General features: G+C 59.1%; 7 protein-coding genes. All 7 read right to left on the reverse strand.

The window, feature by feature from the left end:
* Positions 1 to 2915: YPDG domain-containing protein (locus tag QP802_RS10350; RefSeq protein WP_284818703.1), on the reverse strand; the 2915-nt coding region annotated here is incomplete at its 3' end.
* A gap of 431 nt (positions 2916 to 3346) precedes the next feature.
* Positions 3347 to 8098: a Rib/alpha-like domain-containing protein gene (locus QP802_RS10355; protein ID WP_284818705.1), complete on the reverse strand. Its 4752-nt coding sequence runs from the start codon at positions 8096 to 8098 to the stop codon at positions 3347 to 3349.
* 658 nt (positions 8099 to 8756) lie between these two features.
* Complete coding sequence (locus QP802_RS10360) at positions 8757 to 9221, reverse strand: hypothetical protein (RefSeq protein WP_256000833.1); 465 nt, start codon at positions 9219 to 9221, stop codon at positions 8757 to 8759.
* Complete coding sequence (locus QP802_RS10365) at positions 9218 to 9643, reverse strand: helix-turn-helix domain-containing protein (RefSeq protein ID WP_256000832.1); 426 nt, start codon at positions 9641 to 9643, stop codon at positions 9218 to 9220. The genes QP802_RS10360 and QP802_RS10365 overlap by 4 nt, the downstream gene beginning before the upstream one ends.
* A 69-nt stretch (positions 9644 to 9712) precedes the next feature.
* Entirely contained in the window at positions 9713 to 10309 is a 597-nt protein-coding gene (locus QP802_RS10370) for a hypothetical protein (RefSeq protein ID WP_256000831.1), read from the reverse strand.
* A gap of 85 nt (positions 10310 to 10394) precedes the next feature.
* A complete protein-coding gene (locus QP802_RS10375; protein WP_256021279.1) occupies positions 10395 to 14510 on the reverse strand; it encodes a YPDG domain-containing protein in 4116 nt (1371 codons plus the stop codon).
* A gap of 85 nt (positions 14511 to 14595) precedes the next feature.
* Positions 14596 to 15759, reverse strand: a complete 1164-nt coding sequence (locus QP802_RS10380) for an ATP-grasp domain-containing protein (protein ID WP_284818709.1) — start codon at positions 15757 to 15759, stop codon at positions 14596 to 14598.
* Positions 15760 to 15889: the final 130 nt, after the last annotated feature.

Below are 15889 nucleotides of genomic sequence, written 5' to 3' on the forward strand. Positions count from 1 at the left end.
GGCGCCGTGGTCGGGTTACCCTCCTTATCCTTAAACGTCGGAGCAGGAACCTTCACATCATCGCCAGGCTTACCAGACCCGTCCTCATAGTTCGGGTCGAAGTGATCGTTCGCGTTTGGAACCTTCGGGTTGCTGTCTTGATCATCCGGGATGCCGTCACCGTCATCATCCGTATCCGTGAGATCAGGCGTGCCGTCACCATCGGTATCCAGCTTGAACTTCGCCTTGGCCTCGTCCGTGGACTTATCTGGGTAGGTCACCGTGACCGGAACATCGAACTCTTCCGTGGTCTCCTTGTTCAGCTTGGACTTATCCGGGAAGGTCACCGTGACCTCACCGGTGTTCTCATCGATAGAGACCTCGTAGCCCTCAGGCGTAGTAAAGCCATCGGTGATCTTGAACTTGGAGCCCTCAGGAGCGGTTGCGTCCTTGCCATCCTTGTCGGTGAAGGTCGGCGAAGACTTTGTCTCCTTGCCTGGGACGACGAGCTTGTCCTCGTAGGACGGCTCGTAAAGGTCCTTGTCCTTGTCGGTCACCGTGACGGTGACGTCAACGTTGTCCTTGGTGCCATCCGGGTACGTCACAACAACCGGAACCGTGATCTTGTCACCAGGCTTCGCATCCTCCGGAATGGTCACCGTGATCTCACCGGTATTCTCGTCGACCTTGACGACGTAGCCCTCAGGAACATTCTCACCCGGGGTGAACTTCGTACCATCAGGCGCCGTGGTCGGGTTACCCTCCTTATCCTTGAACTCCGGTTTCTCAACCTTGGCTTCGCCACCAGGCTTACCCTCGCCGCCCTTGTATTCCGGCTCGTAGGACAAGTTCTGGTTCGGAACCTTCGGATTACTGTCATCCTTATCATCGATACCGTCGCCGTCATCATCCGTATCCGTGACGTCAGGCGTGCCATCACCATCGGTATCCAGCTTGAACTTCGCTGTAGCGTCATCCTTAGAACCATCCGGGTAGGTCACCATGACCGGAACGTCAAACTCTTCCGTGGTGTCCTTGTTCAGCTTGGACTTATCCGGGAAGGTCACAGTGATCTCACCGGTATTCTTATCGATCTCGACGGCATAGCCCTCAGGAGCCTTGTAATCTTCTGGGATTGCGAACTTCGACCCCTCAGGCGCGTCGACCTTCTCTTCGATTGGGTTGCCCTCTTGATCTTCACCAGTCTTGGTGAATGTCGGAGAAGACTTCGTCTCCTCACCCGGAACGACGAGCTTTTCCTCGTACGCAGGCGTCAATTCATCCGCGTCATTCGTCACCAGAACGGTCCATGCGGAGACGTCGTTACCGCCGGAAACCAGGACAACGTTGAAGTAATCACCCTTCTTTGCATCCTCTGGGATGTCGAAGGTGCAAGCCTTCACCTGGGCCTTAATGCCCTTGGATTGGTCGAGTTCGCAAGTCTTCTTGACGTTGCCCTTCTGGTCGCGCCACTCAACCTTCGACGGCAAAGTCGACAAATCACCGTTGAACTCTGGGGTCACCGTCGCTCCAGGAGCGGCCGGCTTGTCCGTCGCGTTGTAGTCAGCCGTGATCGACACCGGGGTGTACGGCATGACCGCGTAGTTGACGTTGTACAGGGAGTTCAGATTCTGGAACGGAACACCAGTGAAGTCGATCGGCAGCTGGTTCTCGCCTGGAATAGCCGAAGCCCGGAAGTTTCCACCATCATTGAAGCGTTGGAAAACTGGAGTGTGGAAGCCCGTGTAACCGTTCTGGACTACACCGTCCTTGTTTTCGACCCACACGAAGACATGGTTCGGATTCAGGATATCCTCGCGATCCTGGCCCTTCTCGTACGCGCCAAAGCGCAGGGTGTATTCACCCTTATTGTTGGTTTTTCCGTAGACGGTCTTGAGGATGTACTCGGGGTGGTCCTCAAGCATCTTCTTGGTTGCATCTGCTAGCTGGTTCGGATCGTCCTTGTACTGCTCGTGCAGCTTCTGGTTTGCTGCAGCACCATCCTTGGTCAAGGTGGATGCATATACGGTGTAGCCATCCGCAGCTTCGTCGACGCCATTGAAAGACGGACCAGTAGCGACGATGCCCTTGTCTGGGCCACCAGTCTCGAGCCAGACAGTGCCGGAAATGGTGTTCGGAACGTCGGTCTGCGTCGATGCCAAATCGATCGGTCCCTTAGGGTCCTCGACAAGCTTGTCACCCTTCGCAGCCATCCAGCTGGTTTCGTGGCTCGGTGGAACTTCCTGGTAGAAAGCCGCCATCAACTGGATGTTGCCATCAGCAGCAACGAAGGAGCCGAGGGGGCCCTCAACTACACCGTTGAAAGAGCCCGGGACAAAGCCGTTGGCCTGTCGGAACATGACCATCTTGTTGCCGCGCTCGTTGGTGTACGGCTCTACCCAGATACGGTGTTTTTGATCCGTACGAGCAGACCAGGTGTGCTCCACCCCGAGCTTGTCGGTCCAGGTAATGCCTTTATCCCCGGTACCAAAAGCGAACGTACCCTGACCGCCGTTGCCACCGACAACATCCGGCAGGGTGTGGGTCTCTGCCTTAAAGATTGGCGAGTACGAACCGTCTTTGTCCTGGAACTGTGCGTAAACGGTGACGCCGTCCAGTGGAATGTTTCCGTTATCGATAGTCGATCCCGGGTTGCCCTCCGGGCCGGTCGCATACACGTGACCCGATATCAGGCCCTTACCAACACCGTGTGCGTCAGTCAGGTTGGCAGCCTTGGTGACGCGGCCACTGGCGATCATGTCGGCATCAATCACACCATTCTCATCGACCGCTGGCGCGGCCGGATTCTGATCCGCAACTGCTGGAGTTTCCTCCTGAGCAAACGCGACCGGCTGCGCGAATGGCGCTACCAACGCAAACGACAATGCGGCCGCAGCAATCGAGGTGCCCCGACGCGCCTTATATGGGTTTCGCATAGAAATTCCTTCCATAGATGCAAACAGATTGACTTCCAGCTGTCCGACCAAAAGCCATTCATGCAAAATTGTATCAACCTACGCAGCCCACAGATTACGTACAGTCGTTTTCTAATTTCGCAGGTCACAGACTTACAAACGTCGACTTTCACCCTCCGTATAGCCCATTGACGGGTGGATCACTACCTTTTTGTACATCTAAATACTTACCCCCCCCCCCCCGAAACGTTGTCACACCTGCTTTCCGGCGCAAAAGTACATGTGTGGTACACCTCTTCTTCAAATAGCCCAATTCATAAAATAAATAAGCTGTGGCCCGCTACACATTCGGTAACGGACCACAGCTTGAGTTTTTCTTATCGGATATTCAGTCCAGCTTCACGCAACCCGTCCCCCTACTCGGGGGTGCAAAGCGGATCGCGCGCAACTGGCTATTTCGTCGACTTGCCTTCCTTCTTTGCAGGCTCCGACGACAGCTTCGTCGTCTTACCGGAAGAACCCTTCAGCTCCAGGTCCTTCACAGAGGAGCTTGGGCCGCCAGGCTTGCAGGCGTCGTAAATGAACGTGCCTGCCAGGACGCCAGCGGCGATCAGTGCGATGCCTGCGACAACCATGCCGAGGTCCGCACCAACGGTGCGCAGCTGCGCGTTGATGCGCTCCGCCTGACGTGCCATCTCCGGGTTGAAGATGCCAGCCTGCTGCTGAATACGCGTGTTCGCAGTCTTCAGCTGCGCCTCAACCTGACCCGCGAGGTCGCTCAGCACAGGGATCTGAATCTGGGAAGCCAGACCCAATGGCAGCAGCGCGATCAACGGCAGACCGAAGCCAACAGCGGATGCTGCACAGGCACCAGCGTTGACCTTGCCAGCAACCGTGACAGTCTTCGCCTTGTTGCCGTGGCCGTCCCTCACATTGATCTTGTCGCCTTGCTTGAGCTCAACACCCTTTGGCAGGTTCACGGACCAGTTGCCGTTCGCGTCAGTCGGGGCCTCAAGTTCCTTGCCATTCGGCAACGTGACGATGATCGTCTCGTTCGGGCGGTCGCCCTTACCGGAGATCTTTGTGTCACCCGCCGTAATCGGGTTCACCGTCGGCGCGGTGGTGTCTGGCTTCTCGCCGTCGTTTGCCGGGTCGGAGCCAGCCTTGATCTCGGCTTCGTTCGTGACGCCGTCACCGTCGAAGTCGCCGTCCGGATCCAGCAGCGACTTGCCATCCTTGCCGATCAAGTCAAAGTTGGCGGTCGCGCTGTTTGTCGAGTCGTCCTCGTAGGTGAAGCCAACCTCGACGGCCGGGCGGGCGAACGGTGTGAAGGTTTCAAAGAACTTGTCCCAACGCTTCTCGACGTCAGTGCTCTTCAGCTCCGGCAGCTTCGCCTTGAACTCGTCGGAGACGTCCGTCATCGACGGCGCCTTCGCTGTGAGCACGCCGTTGTCCTGCGGGGTGAACGCCCACTTGTCAGCGCCCTCAGGCTTCTTCGCCTCAACGCTCTTCACCGGCGCCTTGGTACCGAATGGGTCGTTGGTGTTCTTCTCGCCATCAACCGGAACGCCCGTGACCTTGTCGTACTCCGGCACGAAGCGCTCGGCGTCGGTGCCGACGGTGATGGTCGTCTGCACCTCGTCGGTGGAGCCGTCCGGGTAGGTCACAACAACAGTGACGTCGTAGACGCCCGGCTTCGAGGTATCCGGGGTCTCCTTGTACTTGAACGACGTACCCTTTGGCAGTTTGTCGGCGTCCTTGATGTTGCCCTTCGCGTCCGGGGTGCCACCCGTCTCGACCTTCTGGTTCTGGCCCTGCGGATCGTTCTTGTCGGCGTCGGTCGCGTTCTTCTGCACCTTGACGTTGGCATTAACCTTGTCGGTGGTGCCGTCCGGGTAAGTGACGACGATGGTCACCGGCTTGTCGCCCTCAGTAGAGGTGTCCGGAGCCTGCTCGTACTCGAAGGTCGTGCCCTCCGGCAGCTCGTCGACGTTGGTCACGTGGTCCTTGGCTTCCGGCACCTCATTCGGCGCGACGGTCTTGTCCTGGACCTGCGGCTCGTATGTGTCAGCGTCGGACTTCTTCGGCTGCTCCGGCTTCGGCTTCGGCTTCGGATCCTCCGTCTTCGGATCTTCCACCTTCACGGTGGCCTCCACCTCGTCGGTGGAACCATCCGGGTAGGTCACGATGACGGTGACCGGCTTATCACCAGCGGTAGTGGTATCCGGATCTTCCTTGTACTTGAACGTCGTGCCCTTCGGCAGCTTGTCCGCATCCTTGACGTTGTCTTTCGGTTCCGGCTTCTTGCCGGTTTCGACCGTCTGGTCCTTACCTTGCGGGTCGAACTGCTCGGCTTGATCCTTAGCGACCTTCACCGTCACCGGCACCTCATCGGTGGTGCCATCCGGGTAGGTCACAACGACCACAGCCTTCTTATCACCAGAAGTGTCGGTCTTCGGAGCTTCCTTCCAGGCGTACTTGGTGCCCTCCGGAAGCTCGTCCTTGTTCGCGATCGAATCCTCAGCCTTCGGCTCAGAGTTCTTCGCAACCTCCTGGTCCTGGCCCTGCGGGTCGAACTGCTCAGCCTGATCCTTGGCAACCTTCACCGTCACCGGCACCTCATCGGTGGTGCCATCCGGGTAGGTCACAACAACGACAGCCTTCTTATCACCAGAAGTGTCGGTCTTCGGCGCATCCTTCCAGGTGTACTTGGTGCCCTCCGGAAGCTCGTCCTTGTTCGCGATCGAGTCCTCAGCCTTCGGCTCGGAGTTCTTCGCAACCTCCTGGTCCTGGCCCTGCGGGTCGTACTTACCCGCCTGGTCGGTGACCTTCAACGGCACAACGTCGGTGTGCTCGGTCTCGTTGCCGTCCTGATCCACCAACGTGTAAGTGACGGTGACGTTCGGTTTCTCTTCGGAAGCGTCAACCGTCTTCTTCGGCTTGCCGGTGATTGTGCCGTCCTTGAGTTCGAGGCCCTCCGGGAGACCCTCAACCTTGATAGAGCCGTTCTTCAGCTCGTAGCCCTGCGGCAGCTTGTCAAAGCCTTCCGGCTTCACTTCCTGCTTGTAGTCCTCGCCGACGACGCCGTCGGCAAGCTTGGTGTCCGTCACCGTGATCTTGGTGACCACCTGCTCCTTACGCTTCTGCGGAACGAGCTTCTTTTCGGTCTTCTCGACGCGCTTTTCCGGATCTTGCTCGTCCGGGTTTTCGTAGACCGGTTTGCCGTCGTCGTCAAGCACCGGCACTTCTTGCTCGACCATGACCTCGACCTCGCGGGTCACGATGACCTCGGTGGTGCCCGGGGTGGTCGGCTTGCCGGTGATCTTGCCGGTCTTCGGGTCGATCTCCAGGCCTGCAGGCAAGTCGTTAGCCGAGTAGGACGGTTCAGCGCCCTCCTTCATATTGTCCGGCAGATCCTTGAACAGCGGCGTGACGTCGTTATCCGGGAAATCGGTTCCCACCGAACCCAACGGCAGCGGCTCAGGAACAACAGCGGTGAAGGAGTCTGCGATCTCCCAACGATCAGACGGCTCACCGGAAGCCGGGTCAACAGAAACCAGCGCAGCGGTGTAGACGGTTGTCTCCTTCAGGTCTTCCGGAGCCTGGAAATCACAAGACTCGAGCGCACCCTTGTCATCGCTCTTGATCTTGCACATCGCGTCCTTGATCTCGGTCTGGGTGCCGTCCGGGGCGGTGGCGTACCAACGGATTGCGTACTCCGTGTTCGGCAGCAGGCCGGACGTCTTCGTGGTCACCTTGGAGCCGGGACGACCCTTGTTGTCGTAGGAGTTGTACTCCGGAATATCGAAGATCGGCTGTGCAGTCATCAACGGGAACTGCAGACCGTTCATGTTCGCGCCAGCAATAACGGTGCCCTGGTCGCCGTAGTTCATGAACATGTTGGCGACGAACGCAGAGTTCTTCACGTCGCGACCCTCGATGTTCGGGTAGATGTACATGTAGTCAGTGTTGATGTGGCGCACGTCGTACAACGAAGCACCGGTAAACACGTTGACCCACTGGTTCTGATAGTCGTCGGCGACCTTGCCCCAGTCTTCGTCGCTGACCACATTGTTCACACCGAAGTTGGCCTTGTCGCGCGAGTAGCCCAGCGTGCCCTTGAACGGCAAGTAAATCGTGCCGTCGTCCTTAGACGGGGCAACCACGGTCTCCGCAATGTGGGAGCCTTCGCCGTGCTCATCCTGGTACGCCTTGATGATGCGTTCCTGGTTCGCACGCTCCTGCTCAACGGTGTAGTTCGGGTTCTCGTTCTTCCAGGCGTCAATCTGACGCGCGACTTCGTCGTTGAGGTACGACGCGACAATCTCGATTCCGCCAGCGGCGCGATCGCCGCGGCTCGGCTGGTACTTGTAGTAACCCGGCAAGGTACCGGCAGACTCACCAGTCTCCCACCACACCATGGACTCGTTCGGGTGGGCAATGCTCTTGATCGCGCCAAAGTCTCCGTAGTACGGGAACTGACCATCAACCGTCGGCTCACCAGTCTCGCCATCGAGGGCTCGGGTCCAATCCTTCTCCGGCTTAGCCAACCAACCAACGTGGTTCGGCTTCTCTTCCAGCACAAAACGGCCGTTGGTAATACGGGAACCAGCAGGGCCTGCAGTAAAGTTCCAAGATTCCTGCACACGGTCCGTAATCGAGGTGTAACGACCCGAGTTGAAGTCACCCGCGGCAACCACCGAGTACTTGCTTGGATCCGGGTTCTCGCCCCACACGCGGACGCGAACGCCACCGGCGGCCAGCCAGAACGGCGGCGCGTCGACCTCGTTGGTCACGTTTTCAGACAGGTCGAAGGAGAAGCGACCCTCGGAATCGGTCGTGGTATAGAACGTCGGCGAGACCTCACCGTTCTTGGTCACGTACTGCAGGTAGATGACATTGCCCTTGAGCGGCTCATTGTTCGAAGACAAGTCATCGTGGCGGCCATCCTTATTGATGTACGCCCAGCCGTGATAGCCATAGAAATCACGCCAGCCACCCTTAGTAAAGATGGCGTTTGGCACCTGCTTGTTCTTACCCTCGCCTTGCTGGGCGCCCTTGTCAGCGCTTGAGGCAGGAGCAGCAGAAGCCGGCGGGTTGTCTTGTGCAAACGCAACAGGTTGAGCCAGCGGGGCCACCAGTGCAAAGGACAACGCCGCGGCGGCAATCGAAGTGCCGCGACGTGCCGTGATGCTCTTTCGCATATGTTTCTTCCTTCTTCCCGAAGATCTGAATGTCCAGAAAGTTGTGTCCGTGCCCGTCAATAAGGTGCACAGACCTTTCCCGAAACTAAACAATATCGACAGGAGTGCACTGTTCCAGGAATCCTTTTTCGCGAGAAACTTGCGCAATTCCGCCCGCATTCACCCCCTATTCGGCCGGAATCCACAGCAGCCTGCATCGACCCAAACTGAAGCCCCATCCCCGGCCGGTTACTTTTCTTTTGGTTAAAGCGTTTTAAGAATGGATTGATAACGGCCCTATTTCTTTTGACTTTCAACAGCAGTCAAGCGGATTACCGCCAAACATTCTTTGAGCCCCAACGGGAATAGAGCCCAAACACATCCACCGAAACACAAACGTAGCGCTCACGACATTTGTGCCAGACCTTTAGTTCAGTGTCTTATCCGGCAATTGCCGAAACGAGTTCCTCCCTGAGTTTTTCCCGACAAAGATCAGCCAAAGTGATGGCGAGAATTCTCCAAGAAGGGCGAAACACCCCCCCAATAGGGGCACTCTATTGATTGACATAAGTCGGTCTACTTCGAGTTTTCTACACAGAAGCTGAGATAGACCGACGGAAACTCCGGCGCTTCCTCCCCCAGCACGCCGATCTATAAAGTGACCTGCTCGATCGCCACATCAGGAGTTTTCAGTACGCAGACGCTGCCTCATATCACCGATAAAGCGACTTTCAGTATCGAGCGAAAAGCGAGCATGAATCAGTTGGCGGCTACGAGTCAACGCCACCTGTTCATATTTACAGACGGCAAAGAGCTGCGGAAGAGCGATATCGCAGACAAACGTTTCCCATGTGTCCAAGTCGAATTGAGGGCTATCCTCCCGCTTATCCCACACACCTTCAGCCTGAACGGTGTAATACACCTTCCCCGGCTCATTTAAAGCAAGGTTCAACCGAACCTTCACCACATCTTGAGCGTTTGCCTCATTAAGAGTCGGAAGCTGTGCGCCGAGACTCAACGGGGCCTTTCCATGAGGATTGGGGCCGTTCGGCGTTGGAACCACTGCCACTGCGGGAGTGCTAAATGTTGAGTGGCTAAAGAACCTGTTGGACAGTTCGTAAACATTGTCGACCACTTGAATCACCTGTGTATCGGTTGGAAATCCGACGTGACATATTCTTCAAACTCTCGAGCCAGATCGATATCTTCACTCACCAATTCGACATCGTAAGTGGCTTCTCGAGTGTCATACTGCGCTCGCCGTGCACGCTCCTCCGTGATAGTCGGATATGAATCACGCTTAAAAACGACGATACTTACGAAACCATCAATCGCCTCCGCATAGTCCGCCAAGGTTTGAAGCTGCAGGTTGGATACGGGATTGATGGATTCAATTTGGCTCACCCTCGCCTTGGACAATCCGCCCATTCGCTCGCCGACTTGCTCTTGCGATAATCCACGTTCCTTACGCAAAGTCCGCATACTGTGGATAAGCTCAATGAACACCTCCTGCTGGTCAATGCCAGCCTTATCTTGTTCATACAACTGATCAAGAATGTTGTTCATCTTGAATTTCACCTCCAACTCGACAAAGTCAATATATAGCTTAACTTACTGACGTTATATCCAGCTAGCCTAATCTGCATACATTGTGGGGTCGGGTGGCCTAACTTCACTCTTTTCGCTAGCCGCGAATCGAGTCACCGAAACCATGGCTTTGACAATATCCTTTGTCTGCCGACCTCGTCGCATCTGATCTTTCGTGCCACCACCACCCACAATGACTCGGTTCCGTGGTTTCCCCTCCAGGTCAGAGACATCGCTGAAGTAGACCCGGTGAGCCGACGCCGGATTGTCGTGCTGGCTGTATAACTCCCCCATCCAGATCAGGCTTACATCACTAGGCAATTGCGTCGGTTCAACTTTCCTCCCTACAGGAATTCGATGTACTCCATCCTCGTTTACGACTGAGTCCGAAAGCTCAACGTTATCCGATTCGTCGAGGCAGCTCCCAGGCCTGTTTAGCCAGTTAAGTTTGGCAAGAAAGTCCCTGCTGACCTTCGCATATTGACGCGGCGCTTTTCGATCTTTTCGAAGCCACGCGATGTATTCAGCGAATTCCTCGGTGACGTCCCAACGTTTACCGCCGTCATCACAAGGCTCAGTTGGGATGTAGCAATGGGGCTGGCTGCCAAACTCCGGTGGATCGGACTCAAGAGGATTCTGCGACATACTCACATACTATTGCGCCGGTACCCTATCGATCATCAACCATTCGAACATATTTCCGACACCGTTTATTTTCGAAAATCCGCCCCTACTTCTTACTGCTCAACCCGTCCTTGTTTACCTCGGGTCCGCACTGCGTATAGATCAGCGCACTGAGCGCCACGCCGAACGCCAGCAGGCCCGCGCCAGCCAGCGCGATCTCCGGGTTCTTCACGCCGGACTGGCCGCCAGGGCCGAACGCGTCGGCCATCGCCTTGCGCATCGGAGCAAGCGCCTGCTGCACGCCAGGGATCTCCTGCGCCGCGATACCCAGCGGCAGCAGCAACAGCAGCGGCACGCCAGCCGCGACGGAAACCGCAATGCACTTCTCCACTTCCCAGCGCTCCGAGCCTGCATCCGGTGCCTGCGTCGTCGTAGGCACCGGGGTAGTGGTCTCGGTTGGTTGCTCCGGCGACGTGGTCGGGGTCGGGGCGGGCGCGGCGAACGGGTTCGTGCGCTGTTCCAGCTCGTCGAGGTTGGACACGCCGTCACCGTCGGCGTCGGCTGTGCGGTCGAGCAGCGGGTGCTTGTGGGCGTCGATAAGCTCGAAGGCCGCCGTGGCCAGCTCGACGCGGCCGTCCTCGTGCTCGATGATGACGTTGACCGCCGGGCGCAACACATGTTGGAAGTCCACCGCGAACTGGGCCCACACCGGCGGGCGAAGCTGCACCACGCCGTCGCGGGCGCTGCCGTATGCCTCGTCGAAGAGCGCGGCCAGGAACTCCCGCGACGGTGCGACTGCGTGGATCTGACCAGTGTTTTCGTCGAGTGTGAACTCCCAGCCGTGCGCGCCGGCCGGGGCGTGCATCTCATAGCTGCGGACCAGCGCCAGCGAGTCGGCGAACGGGTCGCGCGTCATGACGCGTCCACCCATGTCAACCGGCACGCGGCCGAGCGCGCTGTTCGGATCCGCGTAGTTCGCGCGGGCGTCCCCCGGCGGAATCGGGGCCGACGAGGTGGTCGGCACTGGGGTGGTGCCCGGCGCGGTCGCTGGGGTGGTCGGAACCTGCGAGGTCGCCTCGCTTGTCGACGTCCCCTTCGTCGTCACCGGCGCTGGTTCAGGCGTCGCGGTGGACGTCGACACCGTCGCCGTAGGGGCAGCTGAGGTCGGTGTAGTGGAAGTCGGCGCTGTCGTCGTGGCCGAGGCGGCCACGCGGACGCGCACCGGCATCACGTCGGAGGAGCCGTCCTTGTAGCGCACCGTGATATCGAAGACAACGGTGCCTGGGGTCGCGTCCTTCGGCGCGTGCAGCTTCACCGCGTCGCCTTCGACGGTAACGCCCCAGTCCAGCGGGCCACTGACCGAGACCTCTGCATCCTTCGGCAGGGCATCGCCCAGGTTGTCCAGCGTGACATCTCCGTTGGCCTTCGTCGTCGCGCCCTGGTACTTCGGAGTGTAGAGGTCCGCGACGTTCTCGGTAACGCGCAGCGGAATGCGGCCGATCTCTTCGCCGGTAGAGAGCGCGGAGACGACAATCACGTAGTCGTCGCCCGGCTTGGTCTCCACCGGGACGGTCAGCAGCATCGCGCCAGAATCCAGGTCCAGGTCTACTGAGGCACCCTCAACAGACTTCCCTTCGGCACCGATGCGCTCCAGGCGGGCCTGTGCGTTGCCGGCGTGCTCCACCGTCGGAACCAGACGCTCCTGGTGTGCACCCGCCGCTACTGACTGCTGCTCAACCGTGCTCAGTACCGGCAGTGGCATGCGGAGGCGAACCTTCGCCACGCCGCGGATCGGGTCCTCGTACGGCACGTGCGCCACGACCGGGACCTCAACATCAGTGAGCTGGCGGTGTGACACATCGACCGTGAGCTCGCCGGTGTCGGCGTCGATAGTGACGCCCTCCACGGGGCGCTCCAGCTCGAACTGGGTGCCCTCGAACGTGAGCTTCTCATGCTTCTTCGTCGCGCGGTCATCGAACGTCGGCGCCGGGAACTTCGCCGTCTGCCCCGGCTCCACCTGCTGCTCCTTGTACTCCAAGGCATACTGGGCAACGTGCGGCACGAATGTCGCAATCGCGGCCGACACCGGACGCGAGACCGGGCCCTGCGAACCCTGCGCATCATAACGCTGGATCTTGTTACTCGGGTCCAGCATCTCCACCGGAATCTCAATGCGCTCGCCAACCTGGTCCATGCGTGGCGTGAAACGGACCACGCCCTCATCATCCACGCTTACCTGGGACGCGTCAACCCCGAACGGCAGCGAACCCAGCTGGAACTCCGCGCGCTCCGGCTTCGCCTCCACCGGATTCGAATCGGGGTTATCAAAGCTCGGCGTGGCCTCCGCCGGTCTACCGACGGCCGCCTCAACCGGATCCCCGTACTCCAGGAACATGTGCGTCACCGCAAACGAATCCTGCGCCAACATCGCCTGCACGTTGCCAGCGTCCGACGCGTAGAACAGGCGGGCAATGTACGTATCGCCCTGCTTCGCATCATCCGGCACCTTGAAGTCACACGACGCAATGCGCGCCTGGTCATCCGGCGTCGTTGCCTTGCACTCGTGAACCCGTTCGCCTTCGTCGTCATACCAGACGATTTTGTAACTCAATCCCTTCGAAAGCGGCACGCCCGAACCAAACGTGCGAACCGTCTCCCCCGGAGGCGCCCAGTTGTTAAACGTGTTCCGCTTCTCCACGTGGAACTTCAAGGGGGCCGTCGACAAGGCGTAGCGCGGCGAGCTCACCAGCGTCGACCCAGCGTACGCCGAGCCTGCCGAAAGCTTTAACCACGGCACGTCCGACCCCGACCAATAATCAAAACTACCGCCGGGCCCCGGGCCACCCCAGTACCCCAACGCCCACGGGTGGATCGCGCCGACGTTGTTCGGCAGCTCCTTGCCATCCGGGGTCAAAATCGAGACAAACGACCAATCCCAGTTAATATGCTTCGAATACATATTGCCCTTGGCCCACGAGCCCTCATCCCACGACTCCGCAACCCGGTGATGCCAGCTTCCTACCAGACCGGGATAGCTGTAAGTGTCACCGTAGGTACCCCGCCAGTACAGGTTAAAGTCACCATTCTCGTCCGTCGTGGTCACGGCGGTTTCCGCGATCCAGCTCTGGTCCTTCGCAACCTGCTCATTAATCCACAGCTGCAGCTGCTTCTCATCCTCCGGAGTCCACGATCGGCTACGCACCTTCTTGCCGAACTGCTTCTTGCCATACTCGAGCGTCTTCGCCACTGCCTCATCCGACAAGTAGGAGCCGACCACCATCATCCCAGCAGCCGGCGCATCCCCCGCATTGTTCGTCATCGACTCCTGGTAGCGCCGGTTATACGGCGTATCCACCGTATTCCAAAACATCTGCCCCGTGTACACACCAAACGGAGTTCCCGAGCCGTCATTGTCAACCCACTTCGAGCGGTCCTTCAGATGTTGCGCCGAGTTCCTCCGGTCCTGGTACGCCACGAAGAACCCATTCACCTTGCCGCCACGCCACCAACCATTCGTTTCATACGAAGGCGTCACATTGCCCAACCAATTCGTCGGCGGCACAATACCCGCCGGTTGATGAATCAGGCGGTAGTCATCCCGGACGCTCTCCGGCAGCTCCACCCAGACGCGCAGCTTCTCACGCAACTGATCACGCCCGCGATCACCCGAACCAACCACGCCGACCGTCGCATCCGCCAAAAACTCACGCTCCACCCCACGCGCATCCACATACGGCTGCAGCTTCAGCGAAAAGTTCCCGTTCTCATCCACCTCCGTATAAAACGTCGGCGACGAATGCTCCGTATACACGCCCTCATACCACTGCGCGAACACACGAATCGGCTCCCGACGCACCGGCGCCCACGTCCCCGGATGCAACGCCGGCGTCAAATTCCCCGAACCATCATCAACCATCACCGGCCGCCCCAGCGGCTCCCCCTTGCGGTTCGTCAGCACCTTCGCCGACGCACTCACCGTCCGCGCCGAACGCGCCACCTCCATCGGCAGCTTCACCGAACCACTCACCGTCGCCGGATCATCCGGATTCCCCGGCGAAAACAAGGCCTCCGTCGAATGCAGCGCCTGCGCATAATCCGGCGCAACCACGTTCAGAAACGGCTTCGCCGCCTCCACATCAATCTGCGCCGACGCCTGCGGCACCACAATTGACGACGCCACCACCGCAGCAACCACCGCCATACCCAACCGGGAAGTGTTCATGCGCAGACAACTCCATCTCTAAAAAAGATTGCAGTAATCTGTCAATTAAACCAGTAAACTAGTCCAAATCCAACACGGGCCCGGTTCAGAGGCGCGACGCAGCCAGCGTCGCCCGGTCCCGCGCCTCCTGCGCCGACTCACCCGTCGACGTCACCACCGCAGCACCATCCACAAAACGCACCCCGGTCTCCGCGACCGACATCGCCTTCGCCAGATCGTCCACGCTCGGGACAACATCCTCCACCAGGACCATTGCGCCCGGGCTGACCAAGGTGGCGTCAATAGGCAGGCCAATCACCGCCCTCGCGTGCAACGAGCACTGGTTCAGGCGCTGCGTCGCACGCGTCAGCAACCCATCCAAGGACGGGCGCGGGCGCGCATCAGAGAAGTACACGTCATCACCGGCCACGAACATCTCCACCGCGTACACACCCTGCCCGCCGAGCGCCCCCGTAATCCGCGCCGCAATCGACCTTGCGTTCCCCGCCGCAGCCTCCGACAACACCGCCGGCTGCCACGCCTCCACCAAACGGCCGCGCTCATGCCGCGTACCGATCGGCTCACAGAACCACGTCGCCAACTCACCCGTCGCCGGGTCCACCGAACGAGCCGCCAAAATCGTCAACTCAAAATCAAACTCAATAAACCGCTCCACGACCACCGGACCCTCCGGGTCCACCTCCGCAGCCGCCTCCCACGCCTTGACCACCTCGACGTTCAAGTCTTCCTCACTCCGCAGCACCGTCTGGCCCTGCCCCTCCGACGAGCGCCCCGGCTTCACGACGACCGGCAAACCCAACCGCAACGCCGCCTCCTCCAGCTCCTCCGGAGAACGAACGAACTCACAACGCAACGTCGGCAAACCCAAGGAATCCGTCGCCGTCGCCCGCACACCCTCACGCGAACTGCACAGCTCCTGCGCCTCCACCGACGGCGCCACAATCGACCCGGCGCGCTCCTCCAGCTCCTTCAGCACCTCAGAGTCCACCCCGGCGCCCGCCACCGTCAACGACGGATACCGCTGCTGCATGTCTTCCGGGTCTATTTCAGTGGTGCGCAGATGCGTCACGTCAAACCCGAGCTGCTTGAAGGACCACGCGAGCTCCTCCTCAACCACGCTGTCGCCCAGCACCAGCACCTGGCGAGGGTCGCACCTCAAATCCCGCGCGGGGTCGAGCTGAGTGATGGGCTCGTTGTCGAGCTGCTGTTGCTGCTCTGACTGCTGCTCTTCGGGCATTGCTGCGTTCATAGTGGTCAGCATATTCAGCTGCGTATGTGGCGAGCAAACTTGAACGGGCTTGAATGAGCCCTGGAGGGGGAAGGTGTGCTCTCGAGCGGAGTCGGGAAATTGTGAACAAATTTGCTTGTGTGCGCTGTCA

This window comes from Corynebacterium sp. UMB10119B, from assembly GCF_030228125.1.
In the GTDB taxonomy this organism is placed as follows: Bacteria; Actinomycetota; Actinomycetes; order Mycobacteriales; family Mycobacteriaceae; genus Corynebacterium; species Corynebacterium pseudogenitalium.